This window comes from Streptomyces sp. NPDC002328, assembly GCF_042890065.1.
Taxonomy (GTDB): domain Bacteria; phylum Actinomycetota; class Actinomycetes; order Streptomycetales; family Streptomycetaceae; genus Streptomyces.
This window is the reverse complement of the sequence record NZ_JBIARQ010000029.1, coordinates 23,092-36,487: the sequence shown is the minus strand read 5'-3', so window position 1 is coordinate 36,487 and position 13,396 is coordinate 23,092. Positions and strand designations below refer to the sequence as shown.

At 70.8% G+C, this 13,396-nt stretch carries 12 protein-coding genes; 9 read left to right on the top strand and 3 right to left on the bottom strand.

The genetic code is table 11. From position 1 onward, the window contains the following. Positions 1 to 29: 29 nt before the first annotated feature. From ACFYX4_RS38200 to ACFYX4_RS38185, 4 genes are all read left to right on the top strand, one after another. Complete coding sequence (locus ACFYX4_RS38200; protein ID WP_389344026.1) at positions 30 to 626, top strand: M48 family metallopeptidase; 597 nt, start codon at positions 30 to 32, stop codon at positions 624 to 626. 157 nt (positions 627 to 783) lie between these two features. Further along, entirely contained in the window at positions 784 to 2,568 is a 1,785-nt protein-coding gene (locus ACFYX4_RS38195) for a TerD family protein (protein WP_389344024.1), read from the top strand. Positions 2,569 to 2,579: 11 nt separating this feature from the next. Further along, the gene (locus ACFYX4_RS38190; protein ID WP_389344022.1) at positions 2,580 to 3,260 is read left to right on the top strand and encodes an AIM24 family protein; all 681 of its coding nucleotides are present in this window, start codon (positions 2,580 to 2,582) and stop codon (positions 3,258 to 3,260) included. Positions 3,261 to 3,278: 18 nt separating this feature from the next. Continuing rightward, on the top strand, positions 3,279 to 4,034 hold the full coding sequence (locus tag ACFYX4_RS38185; protein WP_389344020.1) for an AIM24 family protein: 756 nt from the start codon (positions 3,279 to 3,281) through the stop codon (positions 4,032 to 4,034). Positions 4,035 to 4,136: 102 nt separating this feature from the next. On the opposite strand, the gene ACFYX4_RS38180 is transcribed toward ACFYX4_RS38185, so the two are convergent. Next, a complete protein-coding gene (locus ACFYX4_RS38180; protein ID WP_389344018.1) occupies positions 4,137 to 4,652 on the bottom strand; it encodes an NUDIX hydrolase in 516 nt (171 codons plus the stop codon). Next, entirely contained in the window at positions 4,649 to 6,151 is a 1,503-nt protein-coding gene (locus tag ACFYX4_RS38175; RefSeq protein ID WP_389344016.1) for a zinc-dependent metalloprotease, read from the bottom strand. Before ACFYX4_RS38175 ends, ACFYX4_RS38180 begins: the two co-directional genes overlap by 4 nt. A 193-nt stretch (positions 6,152 to 6,344) precedes the next feature. Between ACFYX4_RS38175 and ACFYX4_RS38170 the strand changes: the two genes are divergently transcribed. The 4 genes from ACFYX4_RS38170 to ACFYX4_RS38155 all read left to right on the top strand — a co-directional run bounded on the left by ACFYX4_RS38170 (position 6,345) and on the right by ACFYX4_RS38155 (position 9,610). Continuing rightward, positions 6,345 to 7,454, top strand: a complete 1,110-nt coding sequence (locus ACFYX4_RS38170) for an SDR family oxidoreductase (protein WP_389344014.1) — start codon at positions 6,345 to 6,347, stop codon at positions 7,452 to 7,454. Between the two features lie 230 nt (positions 7,455 to 7,684). Then, positions 7,685 to 8,146 (top strand): molybdenum cofactor biosynthesis protein MoaE, encoded by a 462-nt coding sequence (locus tag ACFYX4_RS38165; RefSeq protein ID WP_389344012.1) that lies wholly within the window; start codon positions 7,685 to 7,687, stop codon positions 8,144 to 8,146. A 150-nt stretch (positions 8,147 to 8,296) separates the two neighbouring features. Further along, complete coding sequence (locus ACFYX4_RS38160; RefSeq protein WP_389344010.1) at positions 8,297 to 8,461, top strand: hypothetical protein; 165 nt, start codon at positions 8,297 to 8,299, stop codon at positions 8,459 to 8,461. A 54-nt stretch (positions 8,462 to 8,515) separates the two neighbouring features. After that, on the top strand, positions 8,516 to 9,610 hold the full coding sequence (locus tag ACFYX4_RS38155) for a PDZ domain-containing protein (protein WP_389344008.1): 1,095 nt from the start codon (positions 8,516 to 8,518) through the stop codon (positions 9,608 to 9,610). Between the two features lie 33 nt (positions 9,611 to 9,643). Here the strand turns inward: ACFYX4_RS38155 and ACFYX4_RS38150 are convergent, their stop codons facing one another. Beyond that, positions 9,644 to 10,186: a PPA1309 family protein gene (locus tag ACFYX4_RS38150; RefSeq protein ID WP_389344006.1), complete on the bottom strand. Its 543-nt coding sequence runs from the start codon at positions 10,184 to 10,186 to the stop codon at positions 9,644 to 9,646. 167 nt (positions 10,187 to 10,353) lie between these two features. On the opposite strand from ACFYX4_RS38150, the gene ACFYX4_RS38145 reads away from it, so the two are divergent. After that, entirely contained in the window at positions 10,354 to 13,371 is a 3,018-nt protein-coding gene (locus ACFYX4_RS38145; protein WP_389344072.1) for a UPF0182 family protein, read from the top strand. Positions 13,372 to 13,396 lie beyond the last annotated feature (25 nt).

Here is a 13,396-nt window from a genome sequence, read left to right as displayed (position 1 = left end):
CCCCCATGTGCAGCGGGTAACGTCTTGGCGTGCCCGCCGACCCACTGCACCGTTCCGGAACGCCACAGCGCAGCACGACGAGTCAGCCGACGAGCGGCTCGGGGACGAGCGCGATCGAGGTCCGCAGGAGCTCCCGCCGACGCAGGACGGTCTCCGCGTACCGCGAGGGCGATCGCACCATCGTGCTCATCCCCGCCCGGATGTCCGAGGCCGAGGAACAGCGCTGGGTGAGCGTCATGCTCGACAAGCTCGCCGCCCAGGAGAGCCGGCGCGTCCCCGGCGACGCCGAGCTGGCCGAGCGCGCCGAGCGGCTGTCGGCGCAGTACTTCGACGGCCGGGCGCGGCCCCACTCCGTGCGCTGGGTGACCAACCAGAACACCCGCTGGGGCTCGTGCACCCCGGCCGAGGGCAGCATCCGTCTGTCGCACCGGCTGAAGGGCATGCCGGAGTACGTCATCGACTACGTCCTGCTGCACGAGCTCGCGCATCTCCTCGTGCCCGGGCACGGCCCCGACTTCTGGCGGCTCCTGGAGGCCTACCCGCGCACCGAGCGGGCCCGCGGATACCTGGAAGGGGTCGCGGCGGCCGAGCGCCTGCCCCACGGACCTGGTGCGCGCGAGGAGTGAGCCGCATCCTCCGCGAGGGCCAGCACTGTCCCGCACGAGGCCCGGCACCGTCCCGCGCGCATTGTGTACCGGGTCTGTACCGACATCGTCCGATGTCGGAGTTTGCCGTTAGCCTGGCGCGACGCACTCGATTCGGGATGGGGGACGGTCGTTACGCATGCCCAGGGAATTCCAACGCGGCCACAAGGCCAAGATCAGTGACCTCACCGCGGGCACGGATCTGTACGTAGGCGTGCAGATCTCCGGTCCGGGCCTGACCTTCGACATCAGCTGCTTCGGCCTCGACGCCGACGAGCGGCTCTCCGACGACCGGTACTTCGTCTTCTTCAACCAGCCGAAGTCCCCCGAGGAGTCCATCCAGCTGCTGGGCGCCCAGGCGGGTGACACGGAGTCCTTCCGCGTCACCCTCGACCGGATCCCGCCGCAGATCCACAAGCTGTCCTTCACGGCGACCCTCGACGGCGCCGGACAGATGTCGCAGATCGGCCCCGGGTACCTCCGCATCGTCGCGGGCGGCGAGGAGGTGGCCCGGTACGCGTTCGACGGCTCGGAGTTCTCCACCGAACGGGCCGTCATGCTGGGCGACTTCTATCTGAAGGACGTCTGGCGCTTCGCGGCCGTCGGTCAGGGCTTCGACGGCGGTCTCGACGCGCTGCTGAAGAACTTCGGCGGCGAGGTCATGGAGGAGGAGGCGCCCGCCGCCCCCCAGCAGCCGCAGACCGGAGCCGCTCCCGGGTTCGCCCCGCCGGCCCAGGCCGCCGCGCCGCCCGCCTTCGGAGTCCCCGCCGCCGCGACGCCCGCAGCCGCGCCCGTGCCCGCACCGGCTCCCGCCCCGCAGCAGCCGCAGCCCGCCGCACAGGGCTTCGCCCCGCCCGCCGCGACACCGCATGCCGCGACCCCGCCCCCAGCGCCGACGCCCCCGGTGCACTCCGCACCCACCATCGTCGCGCCGATCACCCCGCCCGGCGGTGCCCAGGTCCCGCCGCCCGCACCAGCCCCCGCGCCCTACGGCCAGCCGGGCCAGCCCGGTCAGCCCGGCCAGCAGCCGCCGTACGGCCAGCCGCCCCAGCAGCAGTCGTACGGCCAGGCCGCCCCGACCGCCCCGCTGCCCCCCGGCTACGGCCAGCCCCAGGCGCCGCAGGCCCCGATGCCTCCCGGCTACGGCCAGGCCACCCCGCCCCCCGGCTACGGCCAGCAGCCGCCGGGCCACGGCCAGCCCCCGTTCGGGCAGGCCCCCGCCCAGCAGGCCTACGGAGTGCCGCAGGGCGCGCCCCCGGGCGGCGCCGGTGTGACGGCCGCGCTCCAGCAGTTCAAGGAGACGCCCACCGGGCAGCGCTGGACGCAGCAGAACAAGAAGCTGATCCGCGTCGACCTCGGCATCGGCGGCCAGCCCGTGCTGGCCCGCCAGGGCAGCATGGTGCTCTACCAGGGCAAGGTCGACTTCAGCTACAAGGGCGCCGGCTTCGCCGGCCGGATCGTGGGCAACGCGACCGGCCAGGAGATGCAACTGATGCGCTGCACCGGCCAGGGACAGGTGTTCCTCGCCGACAACTCCACGATGCTGCACCCCATCGAACTCCAGGGCGACGGCGTCTGCGTCTCCGCCGAGAACGTCCTCGCCTTCGACGAGAGCCTCCAGTACGAGGTCCGCCGCATCGAGGGCCACGGCATTCCCGGCGGGGCCCTGTTCACCATGCAGTTCACGGGCACGGGCACGATCGTCGTCAAGACGCACGGCACGCCCGTCGTCCTGCCGGTCACGCCCACGACCTTCGCCGACTGCAATGCCGTCGTCGCCTGGTCGGCCGCCTCCCAGGTCGTCGTCTCCAGCCAGGTGCGGATGCGCCGCAACGCCTACCCGGGCGACACCGGCGAGAGCGTCAACCTCCAGTTCCGGGGCGCTCCCGGCAACTTCATCGTCGTCCAGCCGTACGAGGTCTGAGGGAGCCCGTCATGAACCAGCCGCTCGCGGGCTACGCCCCGGCACCCGTCACCGCCCGGATGGAGAACCACGGCAACCACATGCTGAAGGTCGCTCTCCAGACCGGGAACGACCTCCTCGCGCGCGTGGGCTCGATGGTCGCCTACGAGGGTTTCATCCAGTACGAGCCCAACCCGCCGGCCGTGCGCCAGATCGCGCGCGACTGGATGACCGGCGAGGGCGCGCCGCTGATGAAGTGCTCCGGCGACGGCCTGCTCTACCTCGCCGACTACGGCGCCAACGTCGTCGTGATCAACCTCAACGGCGACGGCATCTCCGTCAACGCCACCAATCTGCTCGCCTTCGACGCGCACCTCACCTGGGGCGTGGAGCGGGTCAAGGGGCTGGCGAAGTTCGCCGGCCAGGGCCTGTGGAACACCAAGATCTCCGGGCAGGGCTGGGTCGCGCTGACCTCCCGGGGCAAGCCGATCGTCGTCGACTGCGGCGGCGGCGAGAACGAGACGTACGTCGACCCGGACGCGCTCGTCGCGTGGTCCCCGAACCTCAAGGTCAAGGGCAAGCGCAGCTTCAAGGCGCAGTCGCTCATCGGCCGGGGCAGCGGCGAGGCCTACCAGATGGCCTTCTCCGGTGAGGGCATCGTCGTCGTCCAGCCCAGCGAGGACAGCACCGACCGCCTCCGGGTCCGGGGCTGAGGGGGAGCCAGAGCCACCATGCAGAGTTCGCTTTTCGCCTACAACGACCAGCCGACGCAGGAGCGCTGGAGCCTCCAGAACAAGCACATGCTCCGGGTCGCGCTGGAGGGCCACGACGACATCCTCGCCCGCAAGGGCACCATGGTCGCCTACCAGGGGCTCGTCGAGTTCGACGCCGAGTACCAGAGCGGCAACCAGTCACGCGCGCGTGCGCACACCGGCGAGGGCCTGGACCTGATGCGCTGTCATGGGCAGGGCACCGTCTACCTCGCCAACCTGGCCCAGTACATCCACCTCGTGGACGTGGAGCAGGACGGCCTCACCGTCGACAGCAGCTACGTCCTCGCGATGGACTCCTCGCTGCACCACGAGGTCATCGCCGTCGACAGCCTTTACGGCATCTCCGGCTCCGGGAAGTACCAGCTCAACATCACCGGTCGTGGCCGGGTCGCTCTGATGACGTCCGGCGCGCCGCTGATGATGCAGGTCACGCCCGACAAGTACGTCAACTGCGACGCGGACGCGATCGTCGCCTGGTCCACCGGGCTCAGGGTGCAGATGCAGGCCCAGACGCACTCCTCCGGGGTGTGGCGGCGGCGCGGCAGCACCGGCGAGGGCTGGGAGCTCAGCTTCATGGGCACCGGCTTCGCACTGATCCAGCCGAGTGAACTGCTGCCGCCGCAGAACGCCCAGCTCGGCTCCGGCATCGCCGCGCAGTACGGCATGGGGCAGCAGGGCGCGCGGGGGCAGAACCAGAGCAACGTCTGGGGCTGACGCCCGGAGGACGAACGTGAACGAACGTAAGGGGCGACCACCAGAAGGTCGCCCCTTACACGTTGGCGTTCACAGCCGTGCCCGCGTGCGGCTCGTCCGCGTTCACAGCCGGGCCCGCGTCGCCTCCACGAGGCGGACGACCGACTCGTCCGCCACCTCCGCGACCGCGTCGTAGGGGTACCAGCGCAGGTCGAGGGACTCGTCGCTGATGGCCTCCAGAGCGCCGGCCGGAGCGAGCGCCGCGTACTGGACGTCGAGGTGCCACGCGCACGGCGTGTGATGGCGGTCCAGGCGCACCGGGCCGCCGGGCAGCAGACTCAGCCCCGCGATGCCCGACTCCTCGGTCGCCTCGCGCAGGGCGGCGGCGGAGAGCGTCGTGTCGGCCGGCTCGCAGTGGCCGCCCATCTGCAACCACATGCGCAGCTTCCGGTGCAGCGTCAGCAGCACCCGGCCCCGCACGGGGTCGATCACCAGGGCGCTCGCCGTGATGTGCCCGGCCCCGCAGGCCTTCCACATGCCGTCCGGGTGGGCCTCCAGATGCTCCAGATACGCCTGGCGCAGTTCCTGCTGGCCCTCGTACTCCTTCAGGACGAGGACCGCGTCGTCGTGCAGGCTCACTCGGTGTCGTCGCCCTTGTCGTCGCCCTTGTCGTCGCCCTTCGCGCCCGGGCCCGGCTCGCCCGCCTCCGGCTTGTCCGGGCCCTTGCTCAGGTCCGGCTTCCCGCCGGTCGAGCCGCTCGCCGCCTCGCCGAGCATCTTGTCCAGCTCGGAGAAGTCCATGTGCTCGCGGTGGACGAAGCCGTCCGGGTCGTCCAGGTCGGCGGCCGTCGGCAGCATGTCCGGGTGGGCCCACAGGCCGTCACGGCCGTCGACGCCGCGCGCGTCCGTCAGCGACGCCCACAGACGGGACGCGTCGCGCAGCCGGCGCGGGCGCAGCTCCAGACCGATCAGCGTGGCGAACGTCTGCTCCGCCGGGCCGCCCGTGGCGCGACGGCGGCGCAGCGTCTCGCGCAGCGCGTCCGCCGACGACAGACGCGGCTTCGCCGCCGCGTGCACCACCGCGTCCACCCAGCCCTCGACCAGCGCCAGGGCGGTCTCCAGACGGGCCAGGGCGGCCTTCTGCTCGGGAGTGTCCTCCGGCTGGAACATGCCCTGCTGGAGCGCGTCCTGAAGCTGCTCGGGGTTCTGCGGGTCGAACTGGCCGACCACGTCCTCCAGCTTGGCCGTGTCCACCTTGATCCCGCGCGCGTAGCCGTCGACCGCGCCGAACAGATGCGAGCGCAGCCACGGCACGTGCGCGAAGAGACGCTGGTGGGCGGCCTCGCGCAGCGCGAGGTAGAGCCGCACCTCCTCCTTCGGGACGCCGAGGTCCTTGCCGAACGCCTCGACGTTCGCCGGCAGCAGCGCGGCCTTGCCGACCGGGCCGAGCGGCAGGCCGATGTCGGTCGAGCCGACGACCTCGCCCGCGAGCACGCCGACGGCCTGCCCGATCTGCGAGCCGAACATGGCGCCGCCCATCGAGCGCATCATGCCGATCAGCGGGCCGGCCATGGCCTGCATCTCCTCCGGCAGGACATCGCCCATGGCGGTGCCGACGCGCTCGGCGACCGGGTCCACCAGCTCCTTCCACGCCGGGAGCGTCGCCTCGACCCACTCCGCGCGCGACCACGCCACGGCGGAGCCGGCGCCGGACGGCAGGGACGTCGCGTCGTCCAGCCACAGGTCGGCCAGGCGCACGGCCTCCTGCACGGCGGTGCGCTCGGCGGGGCCGACGCTCGCGTCCTTGACGCCGTCGGAGGTGCCCTGGGCGACCGTCTGACGGGCGATCTGCTGGGCCATGTCCCAGTTCACCGGGCCGCCCTCGTAGGAGAGCATCTGGCCGAGCTGCTGGAAGGCGGCGCCCAGGTCGGTGGGGTTCAGCGAACCGAACATGGCAGCGAGCGGATTGTCGGCGCCCGGGCCTCCCGGGACGCCGAAGCCTCCGGCGCCCGGCAGCCCGAAACCGAACGGGTTGCCCGGTCCCTGCCCACCGCCGCTCTGCGGGTCCTTCTTCTTGCCCTCGTCGCCGTCTTCCGGCTCCTCCGGCGGAAGGCCGAATCCGAATGGGGTGTCACTCACGGGGTTCCTCGGCTGGTAAGGCCACCGGCTCTCGGCCGGCGGCGCGGCTGCCCTGCAACACCACCCAGCGTAGACACCCCGGCTCGATCGGGCCTCGGTGCTTCGCCGACTCTCGGCCTGCGGCAGGATGGATGCCACCTGGTACGTACGCGCCACTCGCGCTCGTATGGAAAACAACCGCTGGAGACACCTGGTGAGTTCCCCAGATCCGCAGGTTCGCGCAGCGCGAAACCACTCGGCCCCCGCTGCGGGGCGCGGGCCCGTCGTCGCCGTCACCGGCGCCGCGACCGGAGTGGGCGCGCTGCTGACCGAGCGGCTCGCCGCGTCGGACGAGATCAAGCAGGTCGTCGCCATCGACGAACGGCGAGGAGAGTGCGACGCGGCACAGTGGCACATCCTCGACGTCCGCGACCCCGCCATCGCCGACAAACTGCGCGGCGCGGACGTGGTGGTCCACCTCGCGCTCGACCTGGACCTGGGAAGCGACTCCGCCGCCCGGACGGCGTACAACGTGCGCGGTACGCAGACCGTGCTGACCGCCGCCGCGGCGGCCGGGGTGCACCGCGTGGTGCTGTGCACCTCCGCGATGGTCTACGGGGCGCTGCCCGACAACGAGCTGCCGCTGTCGGAGGACGCGGAGCTGAAGGCGACGGCGGAGGCGACCGGCGTCGGCGACCTGCTGGAGATCGAACGGCTGGCGCGGCGCGCTCCCCGCGCGCACCCCGGGCTCAACGTCACCGTGGTGCGGCCGGCGGTGCTGGTCGGAGGCACGGACACGGCGCTGACCCGGTACTTCGAGTCGCCCCGGCTGCTCGTCGTCGCCGGGTCTCGGCCTGCCTGGCAGTTCTGCCACGTCGAGGACCTGTGCGGCGCGCTGGAGTACGCCGTCCTGGAGAAGGTGGACGGGGAGCTGGCGGTGGGCTGCGACGGGTGGCTGGAGCAGGAGGAGGTGGAGGAGCTCAGCGGGATCCGGCGGATGGAGCTGCCGTCGGCGGTCGCGCTGGGGGCCGCCGCCAGGCTGCACCGGATCGGGCTGACGCCGTCCCCGGCGGGGGACCTGGCGTACACGATGTACCCGTGGGTGGTGAGCGGGAGCCGGCTGCACGACGCCGGGTGGCGGCCGGGGTGGACCAACGAGGAAGTGCTGGCGGAGTTGCTGGAGGAGGTCTCCGGGCGGCACACCGTGGCCGGGCGGCGGCTGGGGCGCAAGGACGCCACCGCTGCGGGTGCGGCGGGGGCGACGGTCGCTCTGCTGGGCGCGGCGGCTGTGGTGCGGCGGGCTCGGAAGGCCCGGCGACGGTAGTCGGAAGGCTCGGCGGCGGTAGGGGGCCACGCGTCCACGCGCGCGGTGCTAGGGGGGCCACGCGTCCACGCGCGCGCGGTGCGGGGCCCTTGGAGTCACCCCCGCCGCCCCTTCCCGTCCCGACCCCGGGGGCTGCCGCCCCCGGACCGACCCCCGCATCGGCCGCGAAAGGCCTCGTCCTCGAACTCCCCCGGAAGGGGGACCCCAGACGGGCTGAGAGAATGGGGAGCATGGCTTCCAGCAACGATCACCCGGGTGAGCGGGGCTCATCTGATCCCCTCAAGTTGATCGCCGTCCGTGACACCGCGCTCTCCCTGGACGAGGTCTTCCGCGCCGTCGGGGACGACGCCGCCGGTGGCACGGCGCTGTTCGTGGGGACCGTGCGCGATCACGACGGGGGCGCCGACGTCGACGCGCTCGCGTACTCCTGTCACCCCACCGCCGAGGCGGAGATGCGGCGGATCGCCGAGAAGGTCGCCGCCGACCATCCGGTGCGGGCGCTGGCGGCCGTGCACCGGGTGGGGGAGCTGAAGGTGGGCGACCTGGCCGTCGTCGTCGCCGTGTCGTGTCCGCACCGGGGCGAGGCCTTCGAGGCCTGCCGGAAGCTGATCGACGACCTCAAGCGCGAGGTGCCGATCTGGAAGCACCAGACGTTCTCCGACGGCACCGAGGAGTGGGTCGGCGCCTGCTGAACGGCGGCCCGAAGCCGCTGAACGGCGGCCCGAAGTCGTCGATCGTCCTCCGGTTGCGTAACCCGACCCCTGCCGTGAGCGTTGTCAGTGCGGATGGTTAATCTGCTGATCAGTAAGTTGCGGTGGCGCACTTGGGGTTGGGAGGCCGGCATGGCGGTGCTCGCCTGGTTGTTGATTCCGCTGGTGGCCGCGATCGGCGCCGGTCTGTGGGGAAGCTGGGCCAACCGGACCCGCAAGGTCCGCGGCGACGGCCCCGAACTGGACGGGTACGCGCGCTTCCGGGCGGCCATGGAGAGGTCCCACACCGGTTCATGATCCGGGCGGCGGCCCTGACGGTGTGCTGACAGAGGCGTCCCGTACTGTCGTGACATGCCACGCCGCACCGCGACGATGCTCGCCTCCACCCTGATGCTGATCGCGCTCCTGTGCGCGGGAGTGCTCATCCCCGTGCCGTATTCGGAGATGTCCCCGGGGCCCACGGTGAACACGCTCGGCGATCACGACGGCGAGCCGGTGCTTCAGATCTCCGGGCGCAAGACCTACGAGTCGAGCGGCCACCTGAACATGACCACGGTGCGGGTCACCGGCGCCGAGTACCGGATGAACCTCGTCGAGGCGGTCTACGGCTGGCTGGCGCACGACAACAAGGTCGTGCCGCACGACACGCTCTACCCGGACGGCAAGACCGAGGAGCAGTCCACCCAGGAGAACGCCGAGGAGTTCAGCCAGTCCCAGGAGAGCGCCAAGGTCGCCGCCCTGAAGGAGCTGGACATCCCCGTGCGCTCCTGGGTGATCGTCTCCACCGTGGTGAAGGGCTCGCCCGCCGAGGGCAAGCTGCACGCCGGCGACGTCATCAAGACCGTCGACGGCACCGACATCAAGGCGCCCGAGGATGTGGCGAAGCTGGTCACCAAGCACAAGCCGGGCGAGAAGGTCGTTTTCGGGATCGTGCCCGCCAAGGAGCAGGCCGCCGCCGAGAAGGAGAACCGGACGCCGAACGAGCTCGTGGCCGTCCCCATCACCACGGCGAAGTCGGAGGACCAGGGGCAGGCGCGGGCGATCGTCGGCATCTCAGCCGGGACCGACCACACGTTCCCGTTCACCATCGACATCAAGCTCGCCGACGTCGGCGGGCCGAGCGCGGGTCTGATGTTCGCGCTCGGCATCTACGACAAGCTCACCCCGGGCAGCCTGACCGGCGGGAAGTTCGTCGCCGGCACCGGCACCATCGACGACGACGGCAAGGTCGGGCCGATCGGCGGCATCCAGATGAAGACCGTCGGCGCGCGAGCGAAGGGCGCCGAGTACTTCCTGACGCCCGCCGACAACTGCGCCGAGGCCGCCAAGGACGTCCCCGGCGGGCTGACGCTCGTCAAGGTCGACACCATCGACGACGCCCTCGGCGCGCTGGCGGACATCCGCGGCGGCGACACCGCCGGCCTGCCGAAGTGCACGACCGGATAGGCCGCGCGGGACGCGAGAGGCCCCGCCCTGCTCCTACTCCTCGAACGTCGCCGACAGGGCCTCCGCGAGACCCGGGACCAGGCCGGCGCCCGTGAGGACCTCCGTCGAGGCGTCCTTCTCGCGCAGCCGCAGCGCCGAGTCACGGGTGCCGTCGCGCAGCACCGCGACCGTCATCCGGACCTCCTGGCGGTCGGGGTGGTCGGCCACCCACCGCGCCAGCTTCGCCTCGCTCAGGCCCTGCGGGACCTGCGCCTCGGCGGACGGCGGCAGCATCAGACGCTCCACGGTCAGGGCGCAGCCGACCACCGGGTCCGGCCACGCGATCGTGGCGAGGAACTCGTCGAGCGCCTTGTCCGTTGGCACTTCGTCCTGCTCGATCGGAGTGAGACCGGTCGCGCCGGTCTCTTCCTCCAGACCGAGCTGGGCGGCGAGCGAGGGTTCCTGAGTCCGCAGCCGTGCGGTGTCTACGAGGGCGAAAAGGCGGGCGGGCTGGTCCCAGCCGAGGCCGGAGGCGTACTCGTCGATCTCGAGTACGGCCCGGGTGAGCGGGTTCGCTGCCATGGGAGTGTTGGACATGGTCACAATCCTGCCTCGTTCCCGCCCGGAATCGGGAACCGAGTAAAGGGTGAGTAAGTTGCATAGGTGTGGGCCCGCGATCACGGGGCGCCACACACGGTCCACGAACACGCGGGCCTGACGAATCGACAACAGCGACTTTCGAGGTGCGCACCTTGGCTTTCCAGATGCCGGACCGCGGCGGAGGCCCGACGGGGCCGCGGATCAGAGTGGGCCGCCCGTCCCGGCGTGTCCGGACCCTGCTCATGACGCTGGGCGTCCTTGCCGTTCTCGGCATGGCGTTCACCATGTTCGCCGGGTTCTGGACGGACTGGCTCTGGTACCGGTCGGTGAACTACTCCTCCGTGTTCACGACGACCCTGTCGACCAAGATCGGGCTGTTCTTCGTCTTCGGCCTGCTCATGGCCGTCGCGGTCGGCTTCAACATCTGGCTGGCCCACCGGCTGCGCCCGCCGCTGAGCGCCATGTCGATGGAGCAGCAGAGCCTCGACCGCTACCGCATGGGCATCGCGCCGTACAAGAAGTGGCTGCTGTTCGGCATCACCGCCCTGGTGGGGCTGATCGCGGGCGCCTCGGCGTCCAGCCAGTGGCGTACGTGGCTGATGTGGGTCAACGGCGTGCCCTTCGGACAGAAGGACCCGCAGTTCAAGCTCGACGTGGCCTTCTACGCCTTCGACCTGCCCTGGTACCGGTTCCTGCTCGGCTTCGGCTTCGCCGCCACGATCCTCTCCCTGATCGCCGCCGCGCTGACCCACTACCTGTACGGCGGGCTGCGCGTCACCAGCCCCGGCGCGCGGGCCACCGCCGCGGCCACCGGCCATCTGTCGGTGCTGCTGGGCATCTTCGTCGCGCTGAAGGCGGTCGCCTACTGGCTCGACCGGTACGGCCTGGCCGTGAAGTCCAGCGACTTCAAGGCGACGGACAACTGGACCGGTCTGCGGTACGTCGACGCCAATGCCTATCTGCCGGCCAAGACGATCCTGTTCTGCATCGCCGTCATCTGCGCGCTGCTGTTCTTCGCCACGCTGTGGCGGCGCACCTGGCAGCTGCCGGTGATCGGCTTCGGTCTGATGGTGCTCTCCGCGATCCTCATCGGCGGCCTGTACCCGGCGATCGTCCAGAAGTTCCAGGTCCAGCCGAACGAGCAGGCCAAGGAAGCGCCGTACGTCGCGAAGAACCTCAAGGCGACGCGTGAGGCGTACGGCATCGCCGATGCGCAGGTCACCGAGTACTCGGGTGTGAGCAAGACCGAGGACAAGACGACGCTGCGCGACGACGTCGACGCCACGGCGAGCATCCGCGTCCTCGACCCGAACATCGTGTCGCCGACGTTCCAGCAGCTCCAGCAGATGCGGAAGTACTACGCCTTCCCGACCAATCTGGACGTCGACCGCTACAGCGTGAACGGCGAGGACCAGGACACGGTCATCGGTCTGCGCGAGCTGAACCTGGCGGGCGTCGACAAGCAGAACTGGATCAACAACCACTTCCGCTACACCCACGGCTACGGCGTGGTCGCCGCCAAGGGCACCACCGCCGACGCCGAGGGCCGCCCCGCGTTCACCGAGTCCGACCTGCCCTCCCAGGGCGTCCTCGGAAAGTACGAGCAGCGGGTCTACTACGGCGAGAAGACGACCACGTACTCGATCGTCGGCGGTCCCCAGAAGGAGATCGACTACTCCGACGACGACGGTGAGAAGACCACCAGCTACACCGGCAAGAGCGGCGTCAACCTCTCCAACCCGCTGAACCGGGCCGCGTACGCGGTGGCGTTCGGCGAGCCGCAGATCCTGTACTCCGGAGCGATCGGCGAGGGCTCGCGGGTCCTGTACAACCGCACGCCCAAGGAGCGCGTCGAGGCGGTCGCCCCCTGGCTGACCATCGACGGCGACGCCTACCCGGCGGTCGTCGGCAACCGGATCCAGTGGATCGTCGACGCGTACACGACCACCAACGGCTACCCGTACGCCTCGCGCACGACCCTCGGCGACACGACCGCCGACTCGCTGACCGCCACCAACAACAACCGCGCGGTGGTGGCCCAGCAGAACCAGGTCAACTACATCCGCAACTCGGTGAAGGCGACCGTCGACGCGTACACCGGCGAGGTCAAGCTCTACCAGTGGGACACCAAGGACCCGGTCCTCAAGACCTGGATGAAGGCGTTCCCGGGCACGGTGGAGAAGAAGTCGGAGATCTCCGCCGACCTGATGGCCCATCTCCGGTACCCGCAGGACCTGTTCAAGGTCCAGCGTGAACTGCTCACCCGCTACCACGTGAAGGACGCCACGACGTTCCTCAGCGGCAGCGAGGTGTGGCAGGTGCCGGACGACCCGACCAACAAGTCGGGTGACGCGGTGCCGCCCTACTACCTGAGCATGGCGATGCCCGACCAGAAGGCGCAGGCGTTCTCGCTGACGACGACGTTCACGCCCAACGGCCGGGACAACCTGAGCGCGTTCATGTCGGTCGACTCCGAAGCGGGCACACCGGACTACGGCAAGATCAGAGTCCTGAAGCTGCCAACGAGCACGACCGTCGACGGACCCAAGCAGGTCCAGAGCCAGTTCAACTCCGAACAGGACATCGCCGAGTCCATCAGGCTGCTGAGAGGCGGCGACTCCGAGGTCGAGTACGGCAACCTGCTGACGGTGCCGCTCGACGGAGGACTGCTGTACGTGGAGCCCGTGTACGTGCGCGGCGGTGGCCTCAAGTACCCGCTGCTGCGCAAGGTGTTGGTGACCTACGGAGGCAACACCGCCTTCGAGGACACCCTCGACGAGGCCCTCAACAAGGTCTTCGGCACCGAGGGCACGACGCCGCCGCCCGCGGACGACGGAGGCACCACCCCGCCGCCGGCGACCGGCAACGCGACGGTCCAGGAGGCGCTGAAGGACGCACAGGAGGCCTTCACCGCCGGCCAGGAAGCGCTGAAGAAGCCCGACTGGGAGGCGTACGCCAAGGCCCAGAAGGACCTTGAGGACGCGCTGAAGCGGGCTGAGGCGGCGCAGGCCGAGGCGGAGAAGAGCGGGGCCACGGGCAACGGCGCCAAGCCGAGCCCGGGCGCCAGTCCGAGCGCCGCCGCGACACCCGGCGGCAGTGCCGCGGGCGCTCCCGCAGCGAGTCCGGGCGCCAAGCCCAGCGGCGGTCCCAGTGGCAGCCCCAGCAGCAGTCCCAGCGGCTGATCTAAAAGATCGAATAGCACCCCTC

Excerpts from the sequence above, each read along its gene's own strand:
- ACFYX4_RS38150 (WP_389344006.1), bottom strand. The coding sequence starts at position 10,186 with ATGTCCAACACTCCCATGGCAGCGAACCCGCTCACCCGGGCCGTACTC.
- ACFYX4_RS38145 (WP_389344072.1), top strand. The coding sequence starts at position 10,354 with ATGCCGGACCGCGGCGGAGGCCCGACGGGGCCGCGGATCAGAGTGGGC.
- ACFYX4_RS38190 (WP_389344022.1), top strand. The coding sequence starts at position 2,580 with ATGAACCAGCCGCTCGCGGGCTACGCCCCGGCACCCGTCACCGCCCGG.
- ACFYX4_RS38185 (WP_389344020.1), top strand. The coding sequence starts at position 3,279 with ATGCAGAGTTCGCTTTTCGCCTACAACGACCAGCCGACGCAGGAGCGC.
- ACFYX4_RS38195 (WP_389344024.1), top strand. The coding sequence starts at position 784 with ATGCCCAGGGAATTCCAACGCGGCCACAAGGCCAAGATCAGTGACCTC.
- ACFYX4_RS38155 (WP_389344008.1), top strand. The coding sequence starts at position 8,516 with ATGCCACGCCGCACCGCGACGATGCTCGCCTCCACCCTGATGCTGATC.
- ACFYX4_RS38165 (WP_389344012.1), top strand. The coding sequence starts at position 7,685 with ATGGCTTCCAGCAACGATCACCCGGGTGAGCGGGGCTCATCTGATCCC.
- ACFYX4_RS38160 (WP_389344010.1), top strand. The coding sequence starts at position 8,297 with ATGGCGGTGCTCGCCTGGTTGTTGATTCCGCTGGTGGCCGCGATCGGC.